General features: G+C 66.8%; 14 protein-coding genes. 11 read left to right on the plus strand and 3 right to left on the minus strand.

Going from position 1 to position 13,218, the window contains the following annotated elements; genetic code table 11:
- The first annotated feature begins 28 nt into the window (after nt 1-28).
- The gene (locus OG558_RS24120) at nt 29-358 is read left to right on the plus strand and encodes a hypothetical protein (protein ID WP_405065024.1); all 330 of its coding nucleotides are present in this window, start codon (nt 29-31) and stop codon (nt 356-358) included.
- A 68-nt stretch (nt 359-426) separates the two neighbouring features.
- Here OG558_RS24120 and OG558_RS24125 read toward each other — a convergent pair whose 3' ends face one another.
- The 3 genes from OG558_RS24125 to OG558_RS24135 all read right to left on the minus strand — a co-directional run bounded on the left by OG558_RS24125 (nt 427) and on the right by OG558_RS24135 (nt 3,349).
- Nucleotides 427-1,524: a DUF932 domain-containing protein gene (locus tag OG558_RS24125; protein ID WP_405065025.1), complete on the minus strand. Its 1,098-nt coding sequence runs from the start codon at nt 1,522-1,524 to the stop codon at nt 427-429.
- 320 nt (nt 1,525-1,844) lie between these two features.
- On the minus strand, nt 1,845-2,411 hold the full coding sequence (locus OG558_RS24130; protein ID WP_405065026.1) for a hypothetical protein: 567 nt from the start codon (nt 2,409-2,411) through the stop codon (nt 1,845-1,847).
- Nucleotides 2,408-3,349: a GNAT family N-acetyltransferase gene (locus tag OG558_RS24135; RefSeq protein WP_405065027.1), complete on the minus strand. Its 942-nt coding sequence runs from the start codon at nt 3,347-3,349 to the stop codon at nt 2,408-2,410. The genes OG558_RS24130 and OG558_RS24135 overlap by 4 nt, the downstream gene beginning before the upstream one ends.
- A 162-nt stretch (nt 3,350-3,511) precedes the next feature.
- On the opposite strand from OG558_RS24135, the gene OG558_RS24140 reads away from it, so the two are divergent.
- The 10 genes from OG558_RS24140 (at nt 3,512) to OG558_RS24185 (ending at nt 13,165) form a co-directional block, all read left to right on the plus strand.
- Nucleotides 3,512-4,405: a hypothetical protein gene (locus OG558_RS24140; protein ID WP_405065029.1), complete on the plus strand. Its 894-nt coding sequence runs from the start codon at nt 3,512-3,514 to the stop codon at nt 4,403-4,405.
- 375 nt (nt 4,406-4,780) lie between these two features.
- Nucleotides 4,781-6,232 carry an FAD-binding oxidoreductase gene (locus OG558_RS24145; protein WP_405065030.1) on the plus strand — a complete coding sequence of 484 codons (1,452 nt, stop codon included), beginning with the start codon at nt 4,781-4,783 and terminating at the stop codon, nt 6,230-6,232.
- Between the two features lie 207 nt (nt 6,233-6,439).
- The gene (locus OG558_RS24150) at nt 6,440-6,982 is read left to right on the plus strand and encodes a hypothetical protein (RefSeq protein ID WP_405065031.1); all 543 of its coding nucleotides are present in this window, start codon (nt 6,440-6,442) and stop codon (nt 6,980-6,982) included.
- A 531-nt stretch (nt 6,983-7,513) separates the two neighbouring features.
- Complete coding sequence (locus tag OG558_RS24155) at nt 7,514-8,383, plus strand: hypothetical protein (protein WP_405065033.1); 870 nt, start codon at nt 7,514-7,516, stop codon at nt 8,381-8,383.
- On the plus strand, nt 8,380-9,450 hold the full coding sequence (locus OG558_RS24160) for a toprim domain-containing protein (RefSeq protein ID WP_405065034.1): 1,071 nt from the start codon (nt 8,380-8,382) through the stop codon (nt 9,448-9,450). The genes OG558_RS24155 and OG558_RS24160 overlap by 4 nt, the downstream gene beginning before the upstream one ends.
- A gap of 49 nt (nt 9,451-9,499) precedes the next feature.
- Nucleotides 9,500-10,225, plus strand: a complete 726-nt coding sequence (locus OG558_RS24165) for a hypothetical protein (protein WP_405065035.1) — start codon at nt 9,500-9,502, stop codon at nt 10,223-10,225.
- Nucleotides 10,226-10,261: 36 nt separating this feature from the next.
- Nucleotides 10,262-11,041: a hypothetical protein gene (locus tag OG558_RS24170; RefSeq protein WP_405065036.1), complete on the plus strand. Its 780-nt coding sequence runs from the start codon at nt 10,262-10,264 to the stop codon at nt 11,039-11,041.
- Complete coding sequence (locus OG558_RS24175) at nt 11,038-11,595, plus strand: CHAP domain-containing protein (protein ID WP_405065037.1); 558 nt, start codon at nt 11,038-11,040, stop codon at nt 11,593-11,595. The genes OG558_RS24170 and OG558_RS24175 overlap by 4 nt, the downstream gene beginning before the upstream one ends.
- A gap of 19 nt (nt 11,596-11,614) precedes the next feature.
- Complete coding sequence (locus OG558_RS24180) at nt 11,615-11,923, plus strand: DUF6112 family protein (RefSeq protein ID WP_405065038.1); 309 nt, start codon at nt 11,615-11,617, stop codon at nt 11,921-11,923.
- Nucleotides 11,924-11,938: 15 nt separating this feature from the next.
- Nucleotides 11,939-13,165: a hypothetical protein gene (locus tag OG558_RS24185; RefSeq protein WP_405065039.1), complete on the plus strand. Its 1,227-nt coding sequence runs from the start codon at nt 11,939-11,941 to the stop codon at nt 13,163-13,165.
- Nucleotides 13,166-13,218 lie beyond the last annotated feature (53 nt).

Raw genomic sequence — 13,218 nt, forward strand, 5'->3', positions numbered from 1 at the left:
CCTCGGTCCGCTTCGTCATCCGGAGGTTGTGATCGCTGGCCGCTACACCGAGACCGGCGTGTTCGTCATGGTCGGCCGCACTGTGGTCCTCACGGCGGCACAGTCGGCCGAGCTGGGCGCGGTACTGAAGCCGGCCCGTCGCGACCATCCGTGGCCGGACGAGATCAGCTCGCAGCGGTGGGGCGGCCGCGATGCGCGGAAGCCGCTCACCAAGGTGGAACCGCTGGTCGTGATCGACGTCTTGGCCGACGCGGCGATGCAGGCCGGCCAGTGGCGGCCCGGGCTCCGCTATGCCCGGCACCGCCCAGATCTGGCCCCTGACGACGTGTCGACCTTCCCGGCGGCAGCAGCTACATGACGCGGTTCGCGGGTCTGGCTCGGGGCCGAGGCCTGGCTGTGGGGGCAGGCGGTTCTCGTGGTCCGTTGCTACTGAAGGCGTGACTCGGTGAGGGTGCAGATCTTCTCCAGCCACAGGGCGACAGCGTCGTGTCTGCGGGCTCGATGCCCTGCAGATTCGACTCCCGCGCAGCGCCGGCCCCCGGGAGGCGCGGCTACGGGTCGCGTCTCCCGGGGTGGCTGCGTCACGCTGCTGCGGCGAGCTCCATTGCCTTGATGCCCTGGGCTTCGATCTCGTTGGCGACGTCGGCGCTGGCGATCGTCTGCGCGTAGGACGTGACTGCCTGGGACGCCGCCGGCGGTGCGCTGACCGCCCGTCATGAAGTGGTCGAGGATGCCGTCGATCTGTTCCTCGGAGAAGCTGAGCTTCTTCCCGACCGCGCGCACGACCTTGTCCGCGCTCTCGAGCGGCTTGCTCGCGGTCTCGTCCAGGTCGGCGATCGCGCGGGGCACGTAGTCGACGTCAAGGAAGGTCGTCACGGCGTCCTTGGTCTTGGACCGGATGAGCTCGACCTCCTTCTTGCGGGTCTCGTCCGACCACCGGATCAGGCCGTCGGACAGTTGCCCACCCCGGTGGATCTCGCGGCGGATTTCCTTGTCGATCGTGAGGCCGTTGTCGCAGACCTGCACAACCAACTGGGGTGCCAGCGTCAGGGCGCCTGCGCCCACCTCGCTGTTGGAGAACACGAACCCGGCGAACACGGTCGGGTTGTCGTCACCGAGCGCTCCGCTGAACGGCGACCGGTAACCCTTCAGCAGGGTCGGGGCGTAGCTCTTGATCTCGTTGGCCTGGATCCGCACGTACATCCGCGACTCGGTCAGGTCGCAGCCTCGGATGTCGACGTGGATGCCTGCGGCTTCGACGCCTTCGAGGATCGCCATGAGGACGTCGAGGTGGTCCATCAGCCTGTACCCGTCGGACAGGAACGCGCGGCCCAGTCCCGGTCCGTCGCTGCCCTGGAAGGTCCGGAAGAGGTAGGAGTCGCTCTTGCCCGGTACAGCCGGGCGGATCAGCTCGTGCTCCCCGTTGCGCAGCCGGGCCTTGGCCCTGGCGCCGTGCAACCAGCCGTTCACGTTGGCGTCGAACAGGTCCGGACGGGTCTGGTGCATCCGCTTGAGGTAGCCCACTGGCACGGCGTACGACCCACTGCCGTGAGGGGCGCGCCCGAATCGATAGGCGCGCCCCTCGGGTCTGCTCAGCTGTTGTGCTCGGCGTTGGAAGCGATCGCGGCGACAATCGCTGCGAGGGCCGGAATCACGTTCTCCGGATCCGCGTCACCGTCAATGGCGACCGTCTGGGCTTCATGGTCGACCTCGACTGGGGCCGCTAACGCGGGGTCGCCGGTCCAGACCGCGGCGAGGTAGCCGAACCGTTCAGCCTGCTTCGTCAGCGCGCCGAACGCGATGGTTGCCGGGTCGTCGGTAGTGGAGTGGTTGGTGCGTATGGCTTAGCGCTTCTCGGCCAGCTCGTAGAGCTTGCGGCCGGTGGCCACGAGAGCCTCGGCCATGACCTCGCAGACGTCGCCGCCGTTCCAGGGGCCCGGTTGGTTCATGAACTGGGCGATGCCGTTGAGGGCTTGCGCGTCGAGCTGGGCCTGGATGCGGGCTCGTTCGGCTTCGGCCTGGCGTCTGCGTCGCAGGATGCGGCGCGCTTGACGTTGGGTCAGGTCTGTGCCGAGCGGGAGCCGGGTTTGGGCGATGATCAAGTCGGCCACGTCTCGTGTGCTCTGGATGTCGAGGATGGCGCAGGTGACCCCGGCGGTGTCTCCTTGATCGTCGGCGCCGATGAAGAACTCGTCGGTGTGTCCGCTGTTAGGTTCCTCGTCGCAGCCGTAGGTGCCGGGTCCGGCGACGGCGGAGTACATGGTGCGGTCGTAGCGGCCGTCCGGGACGCTGTGCCACGCCCCGGCGAAGATCGTTGCGCACCCGCCGCCGGTCTGGCCGACGTACGCCCAGATGCCTTGTTCGTCGATGCGGTCGACGACGTCGTCCAGGTCCACCTCGACGCCGCTCATGCCGCACCCGCCCGGGCCCGGTGCCAGGTGGCGAGCTGGGCCCATTCCTGCAGGGCGGGGGCCGTGTGCTGTGGCCTGTTCAGCGACTTGACGGGCTTGATGATGTGTATGACGGCGCGGAACGCAAGCTGGTGAATCGAGCTGGTGTCGGCGTTGCTGAACCGGATCGAATGCCAGACAGTCAGCAGCGGTTCGCGATCGGGCCGCGCGTGGGCGCGATACACGGTCAGGTCGGCGACCCATCCGTTGCCGTAGGCACCGGTCCGGAAGACATAGCGGTACTCGATGGTGTCCGGCTCGGTTGCGCCGATCGCGTAGCTGTCGCGGAAGTGATCGCCTTCGGGATCGCTCACGGCGAAGTCGTGGTAGTTGGCGGCGGTCGGGGTGACGTGGCTGGTTCGGCACTGCTCGATCCAGCGCGCGAAGCCGGGATGACTCGCTCCGGGGGTGCCCACTCGGTGATGAAAGCGCCGTCGTGGTCGTCGCTGAGGATCCGCAGGACTGCGGGTACGCCCATCTCGGGACTCCGGTTTCTGCCCGGGCGGTGGGAGTGTCAGCCTTTGGTTTGGCCGACTTTCTTTCTCCCCCTCCTGGCAGGGGAGCGGTGGACCAGTGATCTCGTACGTCGTGCCCCACGCGGCAGCGCCGTACCCGAACCGGCCGTAGATCCCCGGCTCGCTGGCCCACAACACCGCGATCGCCTCCGGCACCTCACGCAACTGCCGGGTGATCAACGACGACATGACCCCACGCCGACGATGCGTCGCCTTCACTCCGACCCCGGTCACGTGCGCCGCCGGCACCACCCCGCCCGGCACGGACAGATCCCGCGTCAACGCCCGGGTGGTCCCGATCACCTCCGCGCCGTCGGTCGCCACCAACGCCCGCCGAGGCTCGAACAACCGCCGCCCCAGGTCATCCGGCGACGGATCGAACATCATCGCGCCCCGAACACGCCCGACAGCGCGTCGTAGTCCTCAGCAACCCCCACCCGAACCGCGATCCCGCTCACAGTCGCATCCTCACACGCCCCACCGACAAACGGTCAACAACAAACCCGCACCGACCGCCATCATGCGTAGTGGGAGGGATGGTGCGAAATGATCAAGGCACTCGGAACGACAGCGGCAGCTCTGCTCGTGGCAGGGGCTCTGGTACCGACCACGGCGACGGCCGCACCAACCGCGAGTTGCGCCCTGGCAGCAGGATCGGTGACCGCCGGCGGTGATCATCACGCGCGGATCGTCTTCGCGACCAGGCCGCCGACCGCAAGCGGGGTCGACGTCTACGCGAGCCGCTTCTACGGTCCGGGGCAGGTGAAGGTCAGTAGCTCGATGGAGGTCATGGACGACGGCTTCAGCGGGGTCGCTGTCTCTGGTTACGTCATCATCGGCGATGGACTGTACCTGACCGGATACACCACCAACCCCGTGAACGGCGGAAACACCCGGATCGGGGGCGGTTGGGCGACCTTCGTCGCGTTGGAGGGGGCGGAGTATCAGGGCCCGACCGAGGCAGGCATCTCGCGACGGAACACCTACGGGCTCCGCAGTGACGGCACGCTCTTCCGCTGGACCGTCGACACCAAGGGCGTCTGGCGGAACAGGGCATCCGCGCCGGGGTTCGCGGCGGTGAAGTCGATGGCGTTGATCAGCAAGTCCCGCACCTACGACACGTTCCTCGCGAACACTCGCGGCGGCGCGCTCTACACCATCCACATCCCGACGACGGCGCCGATGAAGCCGGTGGTGAAGCTGGTTCGGGCGAAGACCTGGCAGGGGTTCGAGGCGCTGCTGGCGCAGAAGTGCGGTCAGTACGGCACGATCCTGCTCGGCATCGACAAGGACACCCGTAGCGGCTACATGTACGCCGTTGGCCGCGCCAACGGCACGGCCACCGTCATCCAGTCGCAGGGCAAGGTGCCGGTGAGTTTCGGCGACCCGGTCTACTTCCGCTGGAAGGATGATCCGGGGTCCCCGCTCACCGGCGAGTGAGCGGCTGGAGTGCAACTGCTGAACCCCGCAGGGGCCGCCGTAGGTGGGTGGTTGCGCGGAGGGCGTGTCGGGTCAGAGTGGAGTGCGAGGAGGGGGAGAGAGCCCTTGAGCAGCGCCGACGTACGTCGGCTCGTTCCCGCGGCCGCAGGCCGGCCGGATCATGTCCGTGCACCTGGACCACCTGCGTGATGGCTATCTGCCGGTTGCCGCCGCAGGAAGTTCCGCGCCTGCGGCCGGCCTTGGAGGGGTCGAACTGGAGTTCTCGGGTGCGACCGTTGCGGGTCGTGGCGGATTGTCGCCATTGGCCGGCTGGCGGAATTGAGCACTACTACTCAGGCCGCCTCTGGCGCTCCGCGCGCAGACTGAGCTGAACCCGTGTCACGTGCGTTCCGGAGTGCGGGGCACGATCGACAGATCACCTGGGGAGTGAGCGAGGGGGAGTTCCAGCATGTCCGAGACGATCGAGCAGTCGAGACCTCCGGGGTTCGGGGGCGCGTCCTGCTCAGAAGCGGTGACGCGGAGTACGACGACGCCCGGGCGGTCCACAATGCGATGGTCGACAAGCGGCCGGCGCTGATCGCCCAGTGCGAATCCGCCGCCGACGTCCAGGCCGCGCTCCGGTACGGCGTCGCCCACGACCTCGAGATCGCCGTCCGCGGCGGTGGCCACGGCGTGGCCGGTACCGGGGTCAGCGAGGGCGGTCTGGTCGTGGACCTGCGCCGGATGAACGGCGTACAGATCGACCCGGGAGCCCGGCTGGCGCGGGTCAGCGGTGGCGCGACCTGGGCCGACTTCGACCGGGCCTGCCGACCGTACTCGCTGGCGACGACGGGTGGCCGGGTGTCGACCACCGGAGTCGCCGGGCTCACCCTCGGCGGGGGGTCGGGCTGGTTCGAACGCAAGTGGGGACTGGCCTGTGACGCCCTGGTCTCGGTCGAACTGGTCACCGCGGACGGGCGGCTGCTGATCGCGGACGAGACCACGAACACCGAGCTGTTCTGGGCGCTGCACGGTGGCGGCGGGAACTTCGGCGTCGCGACGTCGCTCACCTTCAGGCTCCATGAGTTGCGGGCGACCACGTTCGCGGTCTTGTTGTGGCCCGCGGAGGCCGGCCCGGCGGTCCTCCGCGCGTACCGGGATCTGATCGAGCACGGTGCGCCGGAGGAACTCGGTGGTGCGGCGGTCGTGATGATCGGGGAGCCGGATGAGTCCGTGCCGGAGCATCTTCAAGGGAAACCGTGCATGACGGCGCTGGCGACTTACGCAGGGACAGAGGCGGAGCTTCGCGAGGTGTTCGCGCCTTTGTTCGCCCTTGCGCCGGAAAGCCAGGAGGTCGTGCAGATGCCCTACGACGAACTCCAGAGCGCGATGGACGATCCGCCAGGGTTCCGCAACTACTGGTCGGCCGAGCATCTGCTGTCGCTGCCGGATGCGGCGATCCAGGCGTTCTGCGGTCGGGCCGAGGACATCGTGTCGCCGTTGTCGTCGGAGCTGCTGTTCCCATGGGGTGGAGAGGTGCTTCGGGGCGCGGATCAGTGGCCGCTACCGCACCGGCGGGCGAGGTGGGTGGCGCACCCGTTCGGGATGTGGACCGATCCGGCCGACGACGCCCGCGAGATCAGGTGGGCGCGAGACGTCTGCGACGACCTGAGGGAGTGGGCGAGCGGGTACGTGTTCCTGAACTTCATCGGCAACGAGGGGCAGAACCGGGTGATCGCGGGGTTCGGGGAGGAGAACTACAAGCGGCTGGCCCGGGTGAAGTGTGAGTACGACCCCGAGAACGTGTTCCACCTCAACCAGAAGATCGAGCCCGGGTGGCCGTGCTAGTTCGCAGTCTCGTGGTGGGGTAGACGGGACCACTGGACGCTCGCGATCACGACGTACGCGATGGCGGCGAGTGGGGCGGACCAGAGGCGGAAGAACGGTAGTTGGCCGGTGAGCGCGGTCGCGGCGAAAGATCACCGCGAAGACGGTTGTGCCGGCGACGGTTCCGCGAGGGCGGCTGTCGAGCGCCGTACTGGGGAGGGGGCCGGTGTGCCGGTCGAGGGCGGCGCCGAGTGCGCTCAGTCTCGCGATGGACAGGATGCCGCCGGGGATACCGCTGAAGATGACCGCGGCGGCGTTGAAGAAGGTCGGTGCTGCGCCGACGACCAGTACGTCGAGGGTGCCGAACGCGAGCTGGTTGAACTTCCGGCGGCGCAGGTCGACCCCGTCGCCCGGCCTGATCGGTTGCGGGAGTTCTTGATCGGTGGCGTGATCGGGCCGATCACCGGGCCTGCGGTGGTGATCGCCGGCCTGCACCGCGGCGACGACCTGGTCATCGTCGGCCGCACCGTTCCACTCACCCCGGCTCAGCCGGCCGAACCCGGCGCGGTGGTGACCCCAGCGAAGCCGGGCCACCCGTGGCCGGACGAGATCACGTCGCAGCGATGGAGCGGGAAGGACTCCAAGAAGCCGTTGACCAAGGTCGAGCCGCTCGTCGTCGCCGAAGCCGCGGCCGATGCCGCCACGCAGGCTGGCCAGGTCCGCCACTCGATGAGGTTCGTCCGCGGCCCCAGATCTACACCGGCTTGGTAAAGGGCTCTGAACATCACGGTCGCTGGGGTCTGCTCGCTGAGTGGGTCCTGGATATCGCGATCCTGGTTCTTCGAGGTGTGCCACGCGGCGATCTTGGCTTGCATGGACACGGACACTGCTGTTGGCGGCGACAACGCTGAGGATGATCCAGAGTGCGCACGGAGGCATCGACCACCCGCATGGTCTATCGCGAAACTGATCCACCTACTGGATGAGGCCATCGATTCTGCAGGTTCCCAATTGGCACGATCGGCCGGCCTGTGGGACGACACATCTGACGCGCTGGCTCGTAAGAGACCGCGCTCGCCACGACGCCATGCGCTGGGTTCATCGACGCGGTCCGCCGAGTCATATGTCGACGAGCAAGTGATCGAGCTCGAGTTGCCCTGAGAGGTTCTGAGTCGTCGCGCCGACCAAGTCCTGGAACTCGTCATCCGGGTTCTGCCGGTCGCATAGTCAGGCGATCTTCGAGGCCGGAATTGTTTCGGCTCGTTGGAGGTCTCGGTGAGTGATCCTGGGTTTGCGATGTCGTTGGAGGAGCGGCGGCGGTTGCTGGAGGCGAATGCTTCGGCGGCGCGGTTCTTTCGGCGGGAGTTGCTTCGGGCAACGGGTGGGTGGCCGCTGCGCTACTTGGCGGTCAATGGTGTCGAGCAGGTGTTGTCGACAGACTCGAAATGGAAGGTTGGGTACGCACCGGATACTTGGACGAGTCTGGTCGACCACCTGCGGTCAGAGGGATTCAGCTACGCGACCATGGCGCGGGCCGGGCTGATGAGATGGACCGAGGGCGGGGATGCGGTCGATCGTCATCGGGACCGCCTGATGTTGGTGGCCCGCGATCATCGGTTGTCCCCGGTTGCTTTCGTCGGTATCGGCGACGACGGCCAAGCTCGCTCGGAGAGTCCGGTCACGCCCATCCACCGGCCGTCCAATGTTCTTGTCGGGGTAGAAGAGCAGCTAGACCTTCTCGGCGCTGGCGCGACTCCGGTGATCGTAGATGAGCCGGTGGATGCGATCGCTGTGTCGACCGTGGGTCGGAGCATGGCCGGTCAATGGGCGGGGATTCCGGTCTGGGGTGCTGGCTTGTCCACTGCGCAGGCGAGGATCCTTCGCGGAGTCAGCTCGAGTGAGAAGGTGATCGTCGCGTTGAGCGGCGATCAGACTCAACGTAATCAGTCGGCCGGGTATCTGCTCGACTTGGCCTTCTTCTTCGATCGAGTGCGTGCCGTCGAACTTCCTGCTAGCCCTGGATTGCTCGCACTGGGGGAGGCCGGTCCGCAACGTCTGCACGAGGCGTTGTCGAGGGCACGTCCACTGATGACGTACCGAGCGAGCGGGAGCGGGTTCGCCTCTGCGCGTCTCGCCGATCCGGATCCGCCTGATCGCGGACCAGGACTATGAGCCAGCCGCTGCTCGAGATAAATGCTGCGGCTGCCTCGTTCTACAGGCGTCAGCTGCTTGGCAGACCCGATGGATGGGCGGCCAGTCATCTGCGGGACCGCGGGTTAGCCGCGATGCTGGATCCTGCATCGAGCTGGCGGGTGGGCTTGGCGCCTGATGGCTGGTCCAGGCTCGTTGGTCACCTGCGTCGAGAGGGCTTCGATGACGAGGTGATCGTGGCGGCAGGGCTGGCATCGGTCACGAAGTCCGGATACTTGCTCGACCGATTTCGAGACAGAGTCGTGTTCGTTGCCCATGACAGCGACCTGCGTCCCGTCGGAGTCATAGGCCGCGCACACGGCACACGGCTCAGATACCTGAACACGCCGAACACCAAGGTGTACTCCAAGACGACGACTTTGGTCGGACTCGACGATCAGCTCGAACGGCTGCGGGCGGGAGCCGTTCCGGTGTTTGTCGAAGGTCCGATGGATGCATCGGCAGTTGCCCTGGCGGGGGATGAGTGGGCGGGTGCCGCCTGTTGCGGTACCGCCGTCACGCGTGCGCAGGCGCTGATCGCGAGGAAGTATTCGCAGTCGGACAGGGTCATCGTGGCTCTCGACGGCGACGTCGGAGGCCGGACCGGTGCGGTACGGAGCCTCGACGTGTTGTCGGACGTCTTCGAAAACGTGCTCTTCGCCCGCCTGGCCGACCAGCAGGATCCGGCATCGCTCTACGCGGCCGACCGACGCCGGCTGCGTGACGTGCTGAACTCAGCTCGTCCGCTCGTCGACTTCGCGATCGAGGCTGAGCTGGCGCGGTGGAACAACGTACTCGATCACATCAGCGGACAGGTCAATGCCGTACGAGCCGTCGCCCCGCTAGTGGCCAGGTTGCCTGGCGGGCGAGTCGCTACTGAAGTAGCCAGACTCTCGCGGGCTGTGCGCCTGGACCAGCAGATTGTGTCGCGTGAAGTCATCGCAGCGGTCGGTCTGCGCAACGCACGGCAGCGTCGCCGGCCGCGGCACTCGGGTTTGGAGCATGTCGAGGCGGGGGTTGATCCTCCGGACCATTCCAGGAGTCCTTGATCCTGGAATCCAGGTTCTGGTTCCAGCCGGTGGCCAGCAGATTGATGGCATGGACGTTGACTTGGAGCAACTCATCGCCGAGGCGGCCCGATCGGGGTGGGCGCAGGGGCCGTCACAACGGCTGGCCGAGGAGATCGAGTCCCACATCGTCTTCCCACTGTCGAGTCGGCTGCGTGCAGCTCTGGGCCGCGACGAGGCCGAACAGCTCGCTCGAGTGATCGCCTGGGAGCGGTGCCTCGAGCTGGCGGTCAATCCGCCGGCGGCCGGTGTGTCATGGGGATACCTGGCCAACCTGGTTCGGTGGCGACTGATGGACGCGGTCCGTTCTGACGTCCTGCGTGGCCAGCGGCATCCGTTGACCCACCAACTCCCCGAGCTGGCGGTCTCGCACCGCTGGTCACTCGGACCGCACCTCGAGCGGATCGCGTCCGAGCTGGAAAACGAGGGGCTCTCGGCCGCGGTTGGTCGGAGGCTGATCCGAGTCGCAGCCGACGGACCGCCGTACTACCGCTCGGCGATCATCCTCAGGCTCCGCCGAGCCAATGCCACAGCTTCGCAGGCCGAGGCGTTGGCATGGCTGCTTCGAGGTGGTGCAGGTCGACCGTCTGCCCTGGCGCGGCTGGCTCTGGGGCAGGCGCCAGAGGAGATCTTCAGCGACCCCGTCGTACGGCGCTGGATGCTGGCCGCTGTCGGCCGTGACCTACGGTTTTTCGGCCGACCAAGCCGCCTCGGCCACCGCCGAGCGGCTGGGGTGGAGTGGCTCAGAGCCGCCTGACGAAAAGTCCCCGGACCTCAACCGTTGAGGCCCGGTATGACGCATCAGACCGTCCTCCGTCACCACTGGCTCATCCGGTGCTACCGCGCTCAGCTCAAGGTCGGGCTGCGCGTCCTCACCGCGGTGTGGATCATCCCGCCGCCGATCGCCGCTGCCGTGTTCGCGTGGCTGCGCCGTACCGAAGTACCCAAGAGAGGAACTGTCGTGAAGCAGTCGATCCGATCAAAGATCGTGATCCCCATCGTGATCCTGCTTGGCCTCACCGCGTTGATCCTGACGCTCGTCGCCCGCTGGCACCACGCTCCAGCGAGGCAGTCCGGAACACCGAGCACTGGGAGCACCCTCCTACCCGGCGAGAACCAGCAGACGCACGGAAGGCTGGACGCGTGGGCGCGGCCCATGACAAGCAACCCCCACGAACTCGCGATCGCCTATGCCCGCGCGATCTGGACTTACGACACGTCCCGCCACAGCTTGGAGGACTGGCAGGGCGCCGTCAGTGCGTACGCCGATCCGACCGGTGCGGCTCCGACGGTCGCAATGAGCCTGCTGCCACTGATGCCTGAGTGGAGGCAGCTCGAGCAGCGGAAGGCGAACGCCACCGTCACGGACGTCGCCGCAGAGACGACACCGGCGCTGAAGCAGCTGGAAGACAGCGACGATGCCCCGAACGGTTGGCACGCCTTCGTCATCAGTGGCAAGCAGAGGACCGTGCTCGACACCGAGACGACGGTCGTCGAGCGGCAGGCCGTGGTTGCGGTCGTCTGCGCACCGACCTGCAAGTTCTGGTCGGCGACCAATCAAGTCCAGCCGTGATCGCCAAGCTGACGCTGGCCGGTTGCCTGCTGGTCAGCGGCATCGGCCTGGTCGCACCGCTCGCGGTCGCTGCGGATGGAGCCGACACCTGCGTGGCCGCGCCCGCTAACGCGTTGCCAGCCCAATGCCAGGCACCGCCGATCGGCGATAGCAGCGGCGTGATTCCAGACGCTGAAGCAGCCATTGCTCGGGCTCTGCGTCTGGTGGGTGGACACGGCTACTACCAGCTGTGTGCCCGGCTGGCTGCGAACATCTGGGGTCGGCCACGTGCCGGATACATCTCCGCGGCCGAACAGTGGCGACAAATGGTTGCGGCCGGCAATGCACATGTCGGCGACCGGCGACCGCCGGTCGGCGCCCTCGTCTTCTGGGAGACAGGTGGACCTTACGGCCACGTCGCCGTGTACGTCGGCAACGGCCGGATCGTCTCCAACGACATCGGCGACCGCGTCCCAGGCGAAGGCGGCGTCTATCTCGTCCCCCTCGAACTCATCGAATCCCGGTGGAGCGCGACGTACCTCGGTTGGGCTCCGCCGATCTACTCGACCACCTGACCAAATGAAGGACAGCCACGTGTTCATCCATACTCGACTCGCTCAGATCGTCTTCCTCCAGGACCCAGGCATCAGTCCGAACACCAATGGTCTGCCCGGGCTGCCAGCGCTCCGCCAGATGGTCGGCGCGCTGCTGACCTTCAGTCTCGTGATCTGTGTCGCGGCCTTCGTCATCTCTGCCGCGGCCTGGGCGATGGGAAGTTTCAACAACAACGCGCACTACGCAGGCAAGGGCAAGACGGGCTGCCTGGTGGCCGCCGGTGCCGCGATCCTCATCGGCTCGGCCAATGGCCTCATCCGATTCTTCAGCGGCATTCACATCAACTGATCGAGGAGTAGATCAGTGTCCTGGAAAGACTGTCTCTTCAACCCCAAGGCCTGTGTGGTCGACCAGGGAGCCAACGCGATCACCGAGCACGCGTGGGATTCCTTCCTGCGCTGGATGGCGCACGGCCTGAGTGACTTCACCTCATATGTGTTCCAAGCTTTCAGCCTGAGTACGTCGCCCCAGTTCGATCACCAGTGGTGGCGCGACAATCTCGGCCTGATGGTCGCGATCTCGCTGCCGCTGCTAGTTGCGGCGTTCATCTTCCAATGTGTGTCCGCCGCCGTCCGTCGAGAGCCAGGACGGCTTGGGCACGCGGTGCTCGGCGCGCTGCTCGGCACGGGCGGTGTCCCTTTCGCGGTGGCGATCGTGGCCACTTGCGGCGAGGTTGTCGATGGAATCTCGGCGGGGATACTGGGCAAGACCGCCGCCACGACCGCAGGCCTCAAGCGGATGCTCGACATCACTGGTCTTCTGACTGGCGTGACCGCCGGCGGGTTCCTGGTCATGGCTGTCAGTCTGGGCATTCTCGCGACGGTGTCGCTGTACTTCGTCATGCTGATCCGCGAGGTTGCGATCGTCGCGTTTGTCGTCTTCGCGCCAGTCGCGCTGGCGAGTTGGACCTGGTCGGCCACCCGACATTGGCTCCGTCGATGGATCGAGGTCGTTGGTGCACTGGTGTTCTCCAAGATCGCGATGGCGGTCGTCTTCACGCTCGGTCTGGCGGCTACTGGGAACACCGACCAGTACGGCGAGACCAGCATCGGCACCTTCTTGACTGGGATCCTCCTGTTCGCGATGGCCTCGTTCGCGCCATTGGCCACCTACTCCTTCATCCACTGGGCCGGCGACCAGGGGCACGCGGTGACTCAAGCATTGCAGCAGGGCACTGCGGGAACCTCCGCCCTCAAAGAGCGGCTCGAACAGGCACAGCAATGGGGTGCGCATCACTTCGGGGGATCGAGCGGCCAGGGTGACGACAGCCCAGTCGTTGGTGGAGGCAACGGGCCTGACGACAAGGCGTCCGACTCCTCGACCGGAAGCGATGCCGCAGTTCAGGGGCAGTCGGTCGGACTCGACGGCGCCGTCACTCCGCCATCCGGGCTTGAGCCGACGGCGAGTGGTGGTGAGGGCTCGACTTCCATCGCCCTGGCGACGAGCCAGGCTTCGGTCGACGGGTCGAGTGGATCTGGTGGACAGGCTGACAGCCCAAGCAACAGCGACGCGCAGGGAGGCGAGCGCTGATGACGACGCCCAGCACACTCTCAACCCGATTCCCGCGGCCTGAGCGGAACGCC

The sequence above is a fragment of the Kribbella sp. NBC_01510 genome (assembly GCF_045040325.1).
Lineage (GTDB): Bacteria > Actinomycetota > Actinomycetes > Propionibacteriales > Kribbellaceae > Kribbella.

Coding starts and splice junctions, on each gene's coding strand:
- OG558_RS24160 (WP_405065034.1), top strand. CDS start 8,380: ATGAGCCAGCCGCTGCTCGAGATAAATGCTGCGGCTGCCTCGTTCTAC.
- OG558_RS24165 (WP_405065035.1), top strand. CDS start 9,500: ATGGACGTTGACTTGGAGCAACTCATCGCCGAGGCGGCCCGATCGGGG.
- OG558_RS24135 (WP_405065027.1), bottom strand. CDS start 3,349: ATGTTCGATCCGTCGCCGGATGACCTGGGGCGGCGGTTGTTCGAGCCT.
- OG558_RS24170 (WP_405065036.1), top strand. CDS start 10,262: ATGACGCATCAGACCGTCCTCCGTCACCACTGGCTCATCCGGTGCTAC.
- OG558_RS24140 (WP_405065029.1), top strand. CDS start 3,512: ATGATCAAGGCACTCGGAACGACAGCGGCAGCTCTGCTCGTGGCAGGG.
- OG558_RS24130 (WP_405065026.1), bottom strand. CDS start 2,411: ATGAGCGGCGTCGAGGTGGACCTGGACGACGTCGTCGACCGCATCGAC.